Origin of the sequence: Pseudoduganella sp. R-34, assembly GCF_049904655.1 — a bacterium.
Classification (GTDB): Bacteria; Pseudomonadota; Gammaproteobacteria; order Burkholderiales; family Burkholderiaceae_D; genus Rugamonas.
Genome location: NZ_CP184572.1, coordinates 953,816 through 967,290, shown reverse-complemented (window position 1 = coordinate 967,290; position 13,475 = coordinate 953,816). Strand labels below are relative to the sequence as shown.

The following is a 13,475-nucleotide window of genomic DNA, read 5'->3' as shown; positions in this document are numbered from 1 at the left end:
AGTGTCAGACCCTGCGGGTCTGACACTGGTTTACCGGTTTTAGCCAGCCACCTTAGGCTCAGCCGAACGCAGGCGGATATGCAGTTCACGCAGCTGCTTCTCGTCCACCGGCGATGGAGCCTGGGTCAGCAAGCACTGTGCACGCTGGGTTTTCGGGAAGGCGATCACGTCGCGGATCGAATCGGACTTGGTCATCAAGGTCACGATACGATCCAGGCCGAAGGCCAGGCCGCCGTGCGGAGGCGCGCCGTACTGCAGCGCGTCCAGCAGGAAGCCGAACTTCTCGCGAGCCTCTTCAGCACCGATCTTCAGCGCGCGGAACACTTTGGACTGCACTTCTTCGCGGTGGATACGGATCGAGCCGCCGCCCAGTTCCCAGCCGTTCAGCACCATGTCGTAGGCCTTGGCGATACATGCGCCTGGATTGGTTTCCAGCATGTCTTCGTGGCCGTCCTTTGGCGAAGTGAACGGGTGGTGGGTTGCGGTCCAGCGGTCTTCTTCTTCGTCGTATTCGAACATCGGGAAGTCGATCACCCACAGCGGCGCCCACACGTCGTTGAACAGGCCATTGGCCTTGCCGAACTCGGAGTGGCCGATCTTCACGCGCAGCGCGCCGATCGCGTCGTTCACAACCTTGGCCTTGTCGGCGCCGAAGAAGATCAGGTCGCCGTCTTGCGCGCCGGTCAGTTCCAGGATCTTGTTCAGGGCTTCGTCGTGGATGTTCTTCACGATCGGCGACTGCAGGCCGTCACGGCCCTTGGCCTTCTCGTTGACCTTGATGTAGGCCAGGCCCTTGGCGCCGTAAATGGCGACGAACTGGGTGTACGCGTCGATTTCCGAACGCGGCATGTCGGCGCCCTTCGGCACGCGCATGCCGACTACGCGGCCGTTCTTCATGTTGGCGGCGCCGGAGAAGACTTTGAACTCCACATCCTTCATCACGTCGGTCAGTTCGGTGAATTCCAGCTTGACGCGCATGTCAGGCTTGTCCGAACCGTACTTGCCCATCGCTTCCGCGAAGTCCATCACCGGGAACGGGTTTGGCAGTTCCACGTCCATGGTGTTCTTGAACACGTTGCGGATCATGGTTTCGAACAGGTCGCGAATCTCCTGCTCGTTCAGGAACGAGGTTTCGCAGTCGATCTGGGTGAATTCCGGCTGGCGGTCGGCACGCAGGTCTTCGTCGCGGAAGCACTTGGTGATCTGGTAGTAGCGGTCGAAGTTGGCGACCATCAGCAGCTGCTTGAACAGCTGAGGCGACTGCGGCAGCGCAAAGAATTCGTGCGCGTTCACGCGGGACGGCACCAGGTAGTCGCGCGCGCCTTCCGGAGTGGACTTGGTCAGCACCGGGGTTTCGATATCGATAAAGCCAAGGTCGTCCAGGTACTTGCGCACTTCCATGGTCACCTTGTAACGCAGGCGCAGGTTGTTCTGCATCTGCGGGCGGCGCAGGTCCAGCACGCGGTGGGTCAGGCGGGTGGTTTCGGACAGGTTGTCGTCGTCCAGCTGGAATGGAACTGGCACGGAGGCGTTCAGCACTTCCACTTTGGAGGCAACGACTTCGATCTTGCCCGACTTCAGGTTGTTGTTGACGGTGCCGGCCAGGCGGTCTTTCACGGTGCCGGTGATGCGCAGGCAGTACTCGTTACGCACGGATTCGGCGACGGAGAACACTTCCGCCTGGTCCGGGTTGCAGACCACCTGCACCAGGCCTTCGCGGTCGCGCAGGTCGATGAAGATCACGCCGCCGTGGTCGCGGCGACGGTGCACCCAGCCGCACAGGCTGACGGTTTGGCCTACGAGGGCTTCGGTTACGAGGCCGCAGTATTCAGTACGCATGGACATATTGATTCTCAGTTTCAGGTTAAGTTTTATTCAGGGACGACAACGCCCATCGAAACGATGTACTTCAGTGCGGCATCGACGCTCATATCGAGCTCGATTACATCTTTTTTCGGGAACATCAGGAAGAAGCCGGAAGTCGGGTTCGGCGTGGTTGGCACGTAGACGCTGATGAATTCATCGTCCATGTGCTTCTGCACTTCGGTGGCCGGCGCGCCGGTCAGGAAGGCGATCGTGCGCGAGCCCGCATGCGGATAAGGCACCAGCACCGCCTTGCGGAAGGCGTTGCCGGAATCGGAGAACAGCGTGTCCGATACCTGCTTCACGCTGCCGTACAGCGAGCTGACCACTGGAATGCGGTGCAACAGCTTTTCCCACTGGCGGATCAGGAAATTGCCAACCAGGTTATTGGTCAGCAGGCCGGTCAGGAACACGATCAGCACGGTCAGGATGGTGCCCAGGCCCGAAATTCGTCGGTCCTTGGGCAGCCACTTCTCCGGGATCAGCAGCAGCGACTGGTCCATGGTGGAGATCACCAGGTTCAGCACCCATGCCGTAATGGCCAGCGGTACCAGGACCAGCAAGCCGGTTATGAAATATTTGCGCATCGTGTTCCTTGTGCGGGGAAAATCAAGCCTCGCTGGTGGACTTCGCCGGTGCAGGTGCCGGCGCGGCTGCCGCCGGGGCTTCGGTCTTGGCCGTGCTGGCAACGCCGGTTGCCGGGGCGCTGCCGCCACGGAAATCGGTTACGTACCAGCCGGTGCCTTTCAGTTGGAAGCCGGCTGCGGTCAGTTGCTTCTTAAAGGTGGACTTGCCGCAGGAAGGGCAATCGGTGAGCTGCGGATCGGAGATCTTTTGCAGCACGTCCTTGGCAAAGCCACATTCCTCGCAGCGGTAAGCGTAGATAGGCATCGATTACTCCGCAAAAAACATCAAAACCCTGAATTATAAAGCTTTTTTCCGGCGCCAGGCCATCCAGCGCTCCTTGCCCTCGAATACCGGGATGGAGTCTTCGACCGGCGTGTCTCGCTCGAGGTCGAAGTAAGCGCTCAATAACCGGCTCAGCAGCTCCTGGTCGGCACCGAACGGCGGGCCTTTCGGGTTGCTGTCGAAGAAGAAGTAGCCCAGGAGCAGGCCGCCTTCCGGCAGCAGTTGCACCCAGCGCTGCACTACGCGCGGCCACATCTCGCGCGGCATGGCGCACAGGAAGGCGCGTTCGTAGACCAGGTCCAACGGCAGTTGCGGTGTGTATTCGAAGAAATCGGCTTCGATCACGTGCTCACGCCAGGGGCCGACAGCTTGTTGCGCCGCAACAACGGCGGACGGGGAGAAGTCGATGGCGGTGGCGTTCCAGCCGGCTTCGCAGAACGCTTGCAGTTCGTAGGCACTGCCGCAGCCGGGGATGAGCACCGAAAACCGGCCACCCGATGTCTGACCCGCAGGGTCAGACACCTGTCCAGCGGCTGCCGCGTACCGGGGGGTCTGACCCTGTGGGTCTGACCCCGGGTTACCGGTTTTAAGCCAGCGCGCCAGTTGCGCCGGCACCCCACCCCGATCCCAAGGAGTGAATTCAGCCTCGAACCGCTGGTCCCAGAACTCCGGCGTACGCGGATCGCGGTTAGTGAAGTCGGGCATAAGCCACGTACGCCACAGCGCCCAACACAAACGACCCGACCAGGAATGCAAAGAACGACAGCAAGCGATTGGTATGCCGTTGCTCTGCAACCAAGTGGGCCAGCAAAGCCTTGGTCTCCACGTCGCGCTCCGCAGCGACTGTGAGCGCCTGGTGCGCCAGCCGCGGCAACTGCGGGAAGATATGCGAATAGCGCGGCGCTTCCGCCTTCAGGCGTTCCACCAGGCCGCGCCAGCCCACCTGCTCCGCCATCCAGCGCTCCAGGTAAGGCTTGGCCGTCTTCCACAGGTCCAGGTCAGGATCGAGCTGGCGGCCCAGGCCTTCGATGTTCAGCAGCGTCTTTTGCAGCAGCACCAGCTGCGGCTGCACTTCCACATTGAAGCGGCGCGAAGTCTGGAACAGGCGCAGCAGCACCTGGCCGAACGAAATATCCTTCAGCGGACGGTCGAAGATCGGCTCGCAGCACGCCCGCACTGCAGCTTCCAGCTCATCGACGCGGGTCTCTTTCGGCGCCCAGCCTGATTCGATATGCGCCTCCGCCACGCGCTTGTAATCGCGGCGGAAGAAGGCCAGGAAGTTCTGCGACAGGTAATCCTTGTCGTAATCGTTCAGCGTGCCGACGATGCCGAAGTCCAGCGCGATATAGCGGCCAAACGACTCAGGCTCGATCGACACCAGGATATTCCCCGGGTGCATGTCGGCGTGGAAGAAGCCGTCGCGGAACACCTGCGTGAAGAAAATCTCCACGCCATCGGACGAGAGCTTTTTCAAGTCCACGCCGGCCTCGATCAGGCGATCGATCTGCGACACCGGAATGCCGTGCATGCGCTCCATCACGATCACATTGCTGGAGCAATAATCCCAGTACATCTCCGGCACCAGCAGCAGCTTCGACTCGGCAAAGTTGCGGCGCAACTGGCTGGCGTTGGCGGCCTCGCGCATCAGGTCCAGTTCATCGTGCAGGTACTTGTCGAACTCCTGCACCACCTCCTGGATTTTCAGGCGCTTTGAATCGGCCCACACGCGGTTGATGAAGTTGGCCGCGATATGCATCAGCGCTACGTCTTCATCGATCAGTTTCTTCATGCCAGGGCGCAGGACTTTCACTGCCACCTGGGTGCCATCCTTCAGCGCAGCAAAGTGCACCTGGGCGATGGATGCCGACGCCACCGGCACGCGCTCGAAGCGCGCAAACAGTTCGTCAGGATGGGCGCCCAGCGACTCCTCGATCATCCTGATCGCCAGGTCGGAATCGAAGGGCGGTACGCGGTCCTGCAGCTTGGACAGCTCGGCCACGATATCGAGCGGGAACAGGTCGCTGCGGGTCGACAGCACCTGGCCGAATTTGACGAAGATCGGACCCAGCTCCTCCAGCGCGCGGCGCAGGCGCACGGCGCGCGGCGTCGACAGGTCGCGCCAGAAAAAGACGGTATCGAGAAACTTGCTGATGCGTGGCTTGTCGAAGCCGGAAATGGCGATTTCATCCAGCCCGTACCGGACGGAGACGCGGACAATCTTGAACAGCCTGAGGAATTTGCGAATCATTTAGCCAGTTTTTGTTCGAGTTTTTCCAGCCGCTTGCTGGCGCGTTCCACGTCGTCGCGGAAGCGGGTCACATCGGCCGCAAAGCTTTCCGCCACCACAGGGCGGATCAACAGCGGGTTCTCGTCGAGGAAATATTCCGCGACATTCTCGGCCACTTTGCGCTGGCCGTTGCGCGCACCCTGCACTACCGCTTTCGCGCCATGCACCAGGCGCACGGCTGCAATCGGGCCCACCAGTTTTTCCAGGTCGTACTCGGCTTCCCAGCGCAGCGATTGCGACAGGCGTGAAATGGCGTTGGCGAATTCGGCGTCGCCTTCGATCTGCACGTAGGAGAAAGCACGCTCGCGGTTTTGCGCGATCAGGGGCAGGTCGCTCAGCTTCAGGCGGATCGTCACCGCTGCCCCGGCCTCGTTGCCTGCCGCTTCCACCATGCCGTCGGGCGCCACGCGCAGGCGCAGCACAGCGGGGTTGGCATCGATCACGGCGACCTTGCCGGCATGTAGCTTGAGCTCGGTGCGCGCCCATGGCTCCTGCGCCAGCAGGTGATTGACGGTGGCAGCTGCCGGCATGCTCAGGCCAGGCAGCCTGGGAGGGAATGGAAACATATTCAAGTGGGTCCAAATAAAACAAAACCGCCCCGGAAAACCAGGGCGGTCTCGATCTTACCAGTTACTGCGCCAACTCACGCAAGCTGCTGGATACCTGCCAGCATCCAGCCGGTTTTGCCGTTATGCGGTTTGCTCAGGTTCCAGACTTCCTGGAACGGTTCCGGCAGCGCATCGGCGGCGGGTTTCATCTTGCCCCAGAACTTCACGCTGGCCAGGGAATCATTGCCGTCGTTCTCGATGCCCAGCAACTCGGCCTCAATCGCCACCACATCGGTGTACTCGGCTTGCGCGCCGCGCTCCTGGATCTGCATGCGCAGCTCGGCAAAAACCTCGGGCGTGGTGAAAGTACGGATATCTTCCACGTCCGCCTTGTCCCATGCCGCTTGCAGGCGGATGTAATTGGACTTGGCCGCACGCAGGAAGCTGGCGGTGTCGAAGTCGGCCGGCACGCCCCATGGGGTATGCGCCGCAGCTTCTGCCACAGCAGGCGCCGCCAATGCCGCGCCCGCAGCAGGCATCACCGGCTCGAAAGCCGCTGGCTGCATCTGGTGCACGTTGCCGCCGTTATAGCCTCCGCTGAACGCTGGCTGGGCCGCCGGCTGCGACTTGCGACGCAGCATGCGGACGATGACGAAGATCACACCGCCGATCAGGGCGATCATCAGGATCGAGCTGATGGCCGACGCCATGGCGCCGCCCAGGCCGAAGTGCGACAGCAGTGCGCCCAAGCCGAGGCCGAGCAGTGCACCGCCGAGGATGCCCTTCCACATGCTAGGTTTCGGCGCCGGAGCCGGTGCTGCAGGCGCAGGCGCTGCAGCCGGACGGGTGGCAGTCGGCGCTGCAGTCGGAGCGGTGGGCGCCGGTGCAGTAGTGGTCTGCTTCGGCATGCTGCTCACGCTCGACGACTGGCGGCCGAAGGACTTGCCGCCGCCCATCGGGCGGGCAGACAATTCGCTCATCATGCTCACAGCTGACAGCGCAATCATCGCGCCGGCCAGGAATTTTTTCATTTTCATCGTTGGATGTCTCACATTTTGATGCCAGTGTGTAAAGCGGCCACACCCGCCGTCAGGTTGTAGTACTGCACGCGCTCCAGACCCGCAGCCTGCATCATGGTCTTCAGCGTTTCCTGGTCCGGGTGCATGCGGATGGATTCGGCCAGGTAGCGATAGCTCTCCGAATCGTTGGCCACTTTCTGGCCCATCCACGGCAACACCGTGAAGGAATAAAAGTCATACGGTTTTTGCAAGAGCGGATCCACTTTCGAGAATTCCAGCACCAGCAATTTGCCGCCCGGCTTCAACACGCGACGCATTTCAGAAAGTGCAACATCCTTGTGCGTCATATTGCGCAGGCCGAACGCCACGCTGACACGGTCGAAGTAGTTATCCGGGAACGGCAACTTCTCCGCATCGCAAATCAAGGTGGGGGTAACCAGGCCCTTATTCAAGAGACGATCACGGCCGACACGCAGCATCGATTCGTTGATATCCGTCAGCCACACCTCGCCGGTCGAACCAGCCGCCTTGGCAAACGCCTTGGCCAGGTCGCCGGTACCGCCCGCGATATCGAGCACCTTCATGCCCGGGCGCACGGCCGCGTTAGCAATAGTGAAAGCCTTCCAGATGCGGTGCAAGCCGCCGGACAGAAGGTCATTCATGATGTCGTACTTGGCGGCGACGGAGTGGAAGACCTTGGCGACTTCCTTGACTTTGTCGTCTTCGTTGACGGTTTTATAACCGAAATGGGTGGTGTTGGTCATTTTGAGGGTGCCTTGTAATTGCCGCATTATACATTTGTGGGGTGACGCACAGATTTTGATGACGCTTGTCAACCAGAATGCTCAACGAGTCGTTTTATGGCTCAGACGATTTGTCTTACTAGGAGATTTTCAGATGGAGCTTCAGCAAAAATTGCCCGCGGACATTTTTTTCCCGGATATCGACGAAGCCACCAAGCAGTTCATCGATGCCACCCGCGCCCAGTCGCGCGCCCTGGCGTCCGCTGAGCCGCATCCAATGACCTTCAACGTCGAGGCAATTCGCCGCCTGACTCCAGAAGCCCGCGCCGCATTCCGCTACATCTGGGAACGCGAGCAGCAGCGCTATGAAGAGTTCCAGCGTCGCAAAATGATGGTCAACTAAGCACACTTTCAATGGCGGCAACATGCCGCCATTCCTTGATGTATCCGAAAGCAGGCATTCGGGCCAAGCGTAAGCTGGCCCAATGCCCAGCAAGATCTACCTCGACACTTCCATCCTCTGCGCCCTGGCCGACCGCCAGCCCGCAGCGCCTATGCACGCACCTGCCAGTCGCTGACGCGGCGCTGGTTCCGTGCCCTGCCGCACACCCGGAATCTCTGCACATCCGAGATCGCCCTCCAGGCAATCATTGCTGGCCCACCCGAACTGGCCTCCGCCCGCCTGACGAAAGCCGAATCCGTGCTCGTCCTACCGGACAACAAAATATTTCGCGAAAAAGCGGAACTTTTGATAGCCGGCGGCGGCCTAAGTTCCAATGAGGCGAAGCTTGGCGCTCAAATCGCGTGTGCATCTCAATTCGGTTCCAGCTTGTTTATGACATGGCAATGGCAGCGCCTGGAAGCAGAACGCCTGCCACATCTGCACATGATGCTCGGCGAGGCAGGTTTTGCACAAATCGATTTCGTCACTCCGCTACAACTCTTGGAGCTCAACTATGAAACGATACAGACTTCCCGCTGACGTAGACTTCCCTGAACTGGACCAAGCGACCAAAGAGGAAATGGACAGGATGCACGCAGAAATGCTCAGGTGTTGCCCGGGCCACCCGGATGACATTCCTGAAGTGACGTCATTTTCCCCGAAATTCCTGCGTTCATTGCCAGCGAAAAACCGCGCCATGTACAAATATGTTTGGCTGAACCACGTGAAGGAGTATGAGGAGTTCATGTGCCAGCACCCGGAGCTGGACTGCGACTGACTCAGTGATGATGGCCGCAACCGTGGGCTTTTGCGGCAGCGCCGGGGAGAACTGTGCCGGGCTCGCGGCCGGAGTCGCCGGGGAAGCCGGCCGCCTCCAGGCGCTTCAGGTAGTCAGTCCAGTGGTGCTCCATGCGGGCGCCGAGGTCGTACAGGTAATCCCAGGTATACAAGCCGGAATTGTGGCCGTCGTCAAAGGTCGGCTTGACGGCGTAATTGCCGACCGGCTCGAGGTTGGTCATGGCGACCTCCCGCTTGCCGACTTGCAGCACTTCCTGGCCCGGCCCGTGCCCCTTCACTTCCGCCGACGGTGAATACACGCGCAGCAGTTCAAAAGGAATATTGAAGCTTGCGCCATCGTCGAAGGAGACTTCAAGATAGCGCGATTTGCTGTGGACAGTCAGGCCGGTAGGATTGCTCATTTCAGGTTCAGGATAATCGCCGCACGCAGGGCCGGCAGCAAGGCCGCACGCGCTGCCACGGCGGCCGGATCGGCTTCGCGCTGCTTCGCGCCCCAGGTCGGGTTCGGGAAGTGCGCATCGTCAGTGTAGCGCGGGATCACGTGCCAGTGCACGTGCGGCGTCATATTGCCGAAGCTGGCCACATTGACCTTGTGCGGCGCCATGGTCGTGCGTTGCGCCTGCTCTACCGCCCACACGGCCCACATGACGTGGTCGCGGTCTTCCGGCGACAGGTCGGTCATCTCGCGCACATGGTCGTGCCACACCACGCGGGTGTAGCCGGGATAGCCCGGCTCGTCGACCAGCACCACAGCCAGGCGCTCGTCGCGCCAGACCAGCGGGCTCGCCGCGCCGGCGGGCGCCGCATCGAAGCCGGCCAACAGCTTGCACAGGTCGCAGTTCGCAGTCGTCGTCATACCAGCACCCTCTCGATGCCGCCGTCATTGGCGCGCGCCACGTAATCCACCAGCCAGTTGTCGCCCAGCTTGTGCTTGGCGATTTCGATCACGATGTAATCTGCGGTGGTGCCCGAATCATCGTTATAGCGGCTCAGGCCCTGCATGCACGATGGGCAGGAAGTGAGGATCTTGACGTCGCCCTGGAAGCCGTCGGCACGCAGCTTGTCTGCGCCCGACACCATTTCCTGCTCCTTGCGGAAGCGGACCTGGGTCGAAATATCCGGACGCGCATTCGCCAGCGAGCCGGACTCGCCGCAGCAGCGGTCGTTCTTCTCGATCTTCACGTTGTCGATGGTCGACACCAGCGCATTCACGGTCTTGATCGGGTCCTGCTGCTTCATCGGCGTGTGGCAAGGATCGTGGTACATGTAGCGGGTACCCTCCACGCCTTCCAGCTTGACGCCCTTCTCCAGCAGGAATTCGTGGATGTCCATGATGCGGCAGCCCGGGAAAATCTTCTCGAACTCATAGGTCGCCAGCTGGTCATAGCAGGTGCCGCAAGACACCACCACCGTCTTGATGTCCAGGTAGTTCAGCGTGTTCGCCATGCGGTGGAAGAGGACGCGGTTATCCGTCATCATCTTCTCGGCCTTGTCGAAATCGCCCGCGCCGCGCTGCGGATAGCCGCAGCACAGGTAGCCCGGTGGCAGTACGGTCTGCACGCCCACCTCCCACAGCATGGCCTGCGTTGCCAGGCCCACCTGCGAGAACAGCCGCTCCGAGCCGCAACCCGGGAAGTAGAACACCGCTTCCGTATTGGCGTTGGTCTTCTTCGGATCGCGGATGATCGGGATCATCTTGTTGTCTTCGATGTCGAGCAGCGCACGCGCCGTTTTCTTCGGCAGGTTGCCCGGCATCTTCTTGTTCACGAAGTGGATCACCTGCTCGCGCACGGCCGGCTTGCCGACGGTTGGCGGCGGCGCCTTGGTCTGCTTGCGCGCCACGGCCTTGAACACTTCGTGGCCCAGGCGCTGCGCCTTGTAGCCCCAGCCGATCATGGTCTGGCGCGTGGCGTTGATGGTCGCCGGATCGGTCGCGTTCAGGAAGAACATGGTCGCCTTCTTGCCCGGATTGAACGATCGCTTGTTCATCTTGCGCAGCAGGTTACGCATGTTCATCGACACGTCGCCGAAGTCGATATTGACCGGGCAAGGCGTGGCGCACTTGTGGCACACGGTGCAGTGGTCGCTGACGTCTTCGAATTCTTCCCAGTGGCGGATCGAAATACCACGGCGGGTCTGTTCTTCGTACAGGAAAGCTTCGATCAGCGACGAGGTGGCGAGGATCTTGTCGCGCGGCGAATACAGCAGGTTGGCGCGCGGCACGTGGGTCGAGCACACCGGCTTGCACTTGCCGCAGCGCAGGCAGTCCTTCACGCTGTTGGCGATGTCGCCGATATCGCTTTGCTGCATGATCAGCGATTCGTGGCCCATCAGGCCGAACGACGGCGTGTAGGCGTTTTCCAGCGTGGCTTCCATGCCCGGCAGGTTGAGCAGCTTGCCCTTGTTGAAGCGGCCTTCCGGGTCGACGCGTTTCTTGTACTCGCGGAATTCGCCGATTTCATCGTCGGTCAGGAATTCCAGCTTGGTGATGCCGATGCCGTGCTCGCCCGAGATCACGCCATTCAGCGAGCGGGCCAGCTTCATGATGCGCGCCACGGCCTTGTGCGCGTCCTGCAGCATTTCGTAATGGTCCGAGTTGACCGGCAGGTTGGTGTGCACGTTGCCGTCGCCGGCGTGCATGTGCAGCGCCACGAAGACGCGGCCATGCAGCACGCGCTTGTGGATCGCCTGCGCTTCGTCGAGGATCTGCTTGTAGGCGCCGCCGTTGAAGATCTGGCGCAGTTGCGCGCGGATCTCCTGCTTCCAGCTGATGCGCACGGTGCGGTCTTGCGCCACGTCGAACAGGGTCGCTTGCGGCTGGTGCTGCAGGCGGTCGTCCAGCGCGCCGGCCAGTTGCTCGAGGCCCAGCGCCAGCAGGTCGCCGCGCACTTCGGCCAGCGGCCTGTCCAGGTTGGCCAGGATGAAGGTCCAGCGTGCATACACCTGGTCCACCAGCGCCAGCGCTTGCGCCTGGCGGTCGCCCAGCATTTCCGCGTAGCCGACCTTGTCGTCGGTGGCGTCGTCGCTCTTGCCGATCGGGAGCTTGTCGGCAGCGAGGAATTCGCGCAGTTCTTCCGCCAGTTGCAGCTTGTTCTTGATCGACAGTTCGATGTTGATGCGCTCGATGCCGTCGGTGTATTCGCCCATGCGGTTCAGCGGAATCACCACGTCTTCATTGATCTTGAAGGCGTTGGTGTGCTTCGCGATTGCCGCGGTGCGGGCACGGTCCAGCCAGAATTTCTTGCGCGCTTCCGGGCTCACGGCCACGAAGCCTTCGCCGACGCGGGTGTTCGCCAGGCGCACCACTTCGGACGCGGCCAGCGCCACGGCGTCTTCATCGTCGCCGACGATGTCGCCGAACAGGGCCATCTTCGGCAACACGCCGCGCTTGGACTTGGTCGCGTAGCCGACGGCGCGCAGGTAACGCTCGTCCAGGTGCTCCAGGCCGGCGAGGCGGATGGTCTTGAACTGTTCTCCCTGCGCCGGCAGGCCGTCCAGGTAATCCTTGATCTCCACGATCGAAGGAATCGCATCGCGCGCCTGGCCGAAGAACTCCAGGCAAACCGTGCGCGTGAACTTCGGCATCTTGTGCAGGATCCAGCGCGCAGACGTGATCAGGCCATCCGTGCCTTCTTTCTGCACGCCCGGCAGGCCAGCCAGGAACTTGTCGGTGACGTCCTTGCCCAGGCCTTCCTTGCGGAACTTGCGGCCTTCGATCTCCAGGATTTCGGTCTTGAACGGTTCGCCCTTGGCTTCGCCGCGCGAATTCGGATGCGTCCATTCCAGCTTGAAGCGCGCGAGCGGCGTGTCGTGGATCTTGGACAGGTTGTGGTCCAGGCGCGTGACTTCCAGCCAGTCGCCGTTCGGATCGACCATGCGCCACGATGCCAGGTTATCCAGCGCGGTACCCCACAGCACGGCCTTCTTGCCGCCCGCATTCATCGCAATATTGCCACCGATGCAGGAGGCGTGGGCCGAAGTCGGATCGACGGCGAACACGAAGCCCGCCTTCTCGGCCGCTTCGCTGACCTTGTTGGTGATGACGCCCGCTTCCGAGTGCACGGTCGCGTATTCGCGGTCCAGGCCCGGCAGCACCTTCATTTCAACGGCGCCCAGCTTGAGCAGTTTTTCGGTGTTGATCACGGCCGACAGCGGCGTCAGCGGAATGGCGCCGCCGGTGTAGCCGGTGCCGCCGCCGCGCGGGATGATGGTCAGGCCAAGTTCGATACAGCCTTTCACCAGGCCGGCCATTTCATCTTCGCTGTCCGGGGTCAGCACCACGAACGGGTATTCGACGCGCCAGTCGGTGGCGTCGGTCACGTGGCTGATGCGCTTCATGCCGTCGAAGCAGATGTTGTGCTTCTCGGTGTACTTGCCCAGCACCTTCAGCGTGCGCTTGCGCAGGTCGTACATCTGGCGGAACTCTTCGCCGAAATCGGCGACTGCCTTGCTGGCGGCACGCAGCAGCTTTTCCACGTTGCCGCTGCGCTTCTGCGAATCGGCATCGGCAGCCGCATCGACGGTGTTGCGGCGCTTGTCCACTTCCGACAGGCGGTGATGCAGCGCGTCGATCAGGGCCTGGCGGCGCTTCGGGTTATCCAGCAGGTCGTCCTGCAGGTAAGGGTTGCGGCGTACGACCCAAATATCGCCCAGCACTTCGTACAGCATGCGCGCGGAACGGCCGGTCTGGCGAGAGGCCCTCAGTTCGTCCAGCAACGCCCAGGACTCTTCGCCCAGCAGGCGGATCACAATTTCGCGATCAGAGAACGAGGTGTAGTTGTACGGAATTTCCCGCAAGCGGGTGTGGGCGTGACCATCTGGCGATTCGGCGAGCAGTGCCTGGATTTGTGCTGGTGCGTTCATATT

The 13,475-nt window shown here is 61.5% G+C and carries 14 protein-coding genes; 3 read left to right on the top strand and 11 right to left on the bottom strand.

Annotation, left to right across the window (positions count from 1 at the left end):
- Positions 1-39: 39 nt before the first annotated feature.
- The 8 genes from aspS to ubiE all read right to left on the bottom strand — a co-directional run bounded on the left by aspS (position 40) and on the right by ubiE (position 7,390).
- Positions 40-1,845 (bottom strand): aspartate--tRNA ligase, encoded by a 1,806-nt coding sequence (gene aspS, locus ACN9MW_RS04565; RefSeq protein WP_426167957.1) that lies wholly within the window; start codon positions 1,843-1,845, stop codon positions 40-42.
- Between the two features lie 26 nt (positions 1,846-1,871).
- Positions 1,872-2,450 (bottom strand): DUF502 domain-containing protein, encoded by a 579-nt coding sequence (locus tag ACN9MW_RS04560; RefSeq protein WP_426167955.1) that lies wholly within the window; start codon positions 2,448-2,450, stop codon positions 1,872-1,874.
- Positions 2,451-2,472: 22 nt separating this feature from the next.
- On the bottom strand, positions 2,473-2,754 hold the full coding sequence (locus ACN9MW_RS04555) for an FmdB family zinc ribbon protein (protein ID WP_426167953.1): 282 nt from the start codon (positions 2,752-2,754) through the stop codon (positions 2,473-2,475).
- Positions 2,755-2,787: 33 nt separating this feature from the next.
- Complete coding sequence (locus ACN9MW_RS04550; RefSeq protein WP_426167951.1) at positions 2,788-3,252, bottom strand: methyltransferase; 465 nt, start codon at positions 3,250-3,252, stop codon at positions 2,788-2,790.
- A gap of 208 nt (positions 3,253-3,460) precedes the next feature.
- Positions 3,461-5,020 carry a ubiquinone biosynthesis regulatory protein kinase UbiB gene (gene ubiB, locus ACN9MW_RS04545; protein ID WP_426167949.1) on the bottom strand — a complete coding sequence of 520 codons (1,560 nt, stop codon included), beginning with the start codon at positions 5,018-5,020 and terminating at the stop codon, positions 3,461-3,463.
- Positions 5,017-5,625, bottom strand: coding sequence for a ubiquinone biosynthesis accessory factor UbiJ (locus ACN9MW_RS04540; protein ID WP_426167947.1), 609 nt, complete (start codon positions 5,623-5,625; stop codon positions 5,017-5,019). The genes ubiB and ACN9MW_RS04540 overlap by 4 nt, the downstream gene beginning before the upstream one ends.
- A 77-nt stretch (positions 5,626-5,702) precedes the next feature.
- Complete coding sequence (locus ACN9MW_RS04535; RefSeq protein WP_426167945.1) at positions 5,703-6,644, bottom strand: Tim44 domain-containing protein; 942 nt, start codon at positions 6,642-6,644, stop codon at positions 5,703-5,705.
- Positions 6,645-6,655: 11 nt separating this feature from the next.
- Complete coding sequence (gene ubiE, locus ACN9MW_RS04530; protein WP_426167943.1) at positions 6,656-7,390, bottom strand: bifunctional demethylmenaquinone methyltransferase/2-methoxy-6-polyprenyl-1,4-benzoquinol methylase UbiE; 735 nt, start codon at positions 7,388-7,390, stop codon at positions 6,656-6,658.
- Positions 7,391-7,448: 58 nt separating this feature from the next.
- Here ubiE and ACN9MW_RS04525 point away from each other — a divergent pair, with 58 nt between their 5' ends.
- From ACN9MW_RS04525 to ACN9MW_RS04515, 3 genes are all read left to right on the top strand, one after another.
- A complete protein-coding gene (locus tag ACN9MW_RS04525) occupies positions 7,449-7,772 on the top strand; it encodes a hypothetical protein (protein ID WP_156398190.1) in 324 nt (107 codons plus the stop codon).
- Positions 7,773-8,069: 297 nt separating this feature from the next.
- On the top strand, positions 8,070-8,351 hold the full coding sequence (locus tag ACN9MW_RS04520) for a hypothetical protein (protein ID WP_426167940.1): 282 nt from the start codon (positions 8,070-8,072) through the stop codon (positions 8,349-8,351).
- Positions 8,326-8,589, top strand: a complete 264-nt coding sequence (locus tag ACN9MW_RS04515; RefSeq protein ID WP_426167938.1) for a hypothetical protein — start codon at positions 8,326-8,328, stop codon at positions 8,587-8,589. The genes ACN9MW_RS04520 and ACN9MW_RS04515 overlap by 26 nt, the downstream gene beginning before the upstream one ends.
- 1 nt (position 8,590) lies before the next feature.
- On the opposite strand, the gene ACN9MW_RS04510 is transcribed toward ACN9MW_RS04515, so the two are convergent.
- Genes ACN9MW_RS04510 through ACN9MW_RS04500 form a run of 3 tightly spaced genes read right to left on the bottom strand, consistent with a single transcriptional unit; the run spans position 8,591 to position 13,472 of the window.
- Positions 8,591-9,010, bottom strand: coding sequence for a gamma-butyrobetaine hydroxylase-like domain-containing protein (locus ACN9MW_RS04510; RefSeq protein ID WP_426167936.1), 420 nt, complete (start codon positions 9,008-9,010; stop codon positions 8,591-8,593).
- Positions 9,007-9,465 (bottom strand): HIT family protein, encoded by a 459-nt coding sequence (locus ACN9MW_RS04505; RefSeq protein ID WP_426167934.1) that lies wholly within the window; start codon positions 9,463-9,465, stop codon positions 9,007-9,009. Before ACN9MW_RS04505 ends, ACN9MW_RS04510 begins: the two co-directional genes overlap by 4 nt.
- The gene (locus ACN9MW_RS04500; protein WP_426167932.1) at positions 9,462-13,472 is read right to left on the bottom strand and encodes a DUF3683 domain-containing protein; all 4,011 of its coding nucleotides are present in this window, start codon (positions 13,470-13,472) and stop codon (positions 9,462-9,464) included. Before ACN9MW_RS04500 ends, ACN9MW_RS04505 begins: the two co-directional genes overlap by 4 nt.
- Positions 13,473-13,475: the final 3 nt, after the last annotated feature.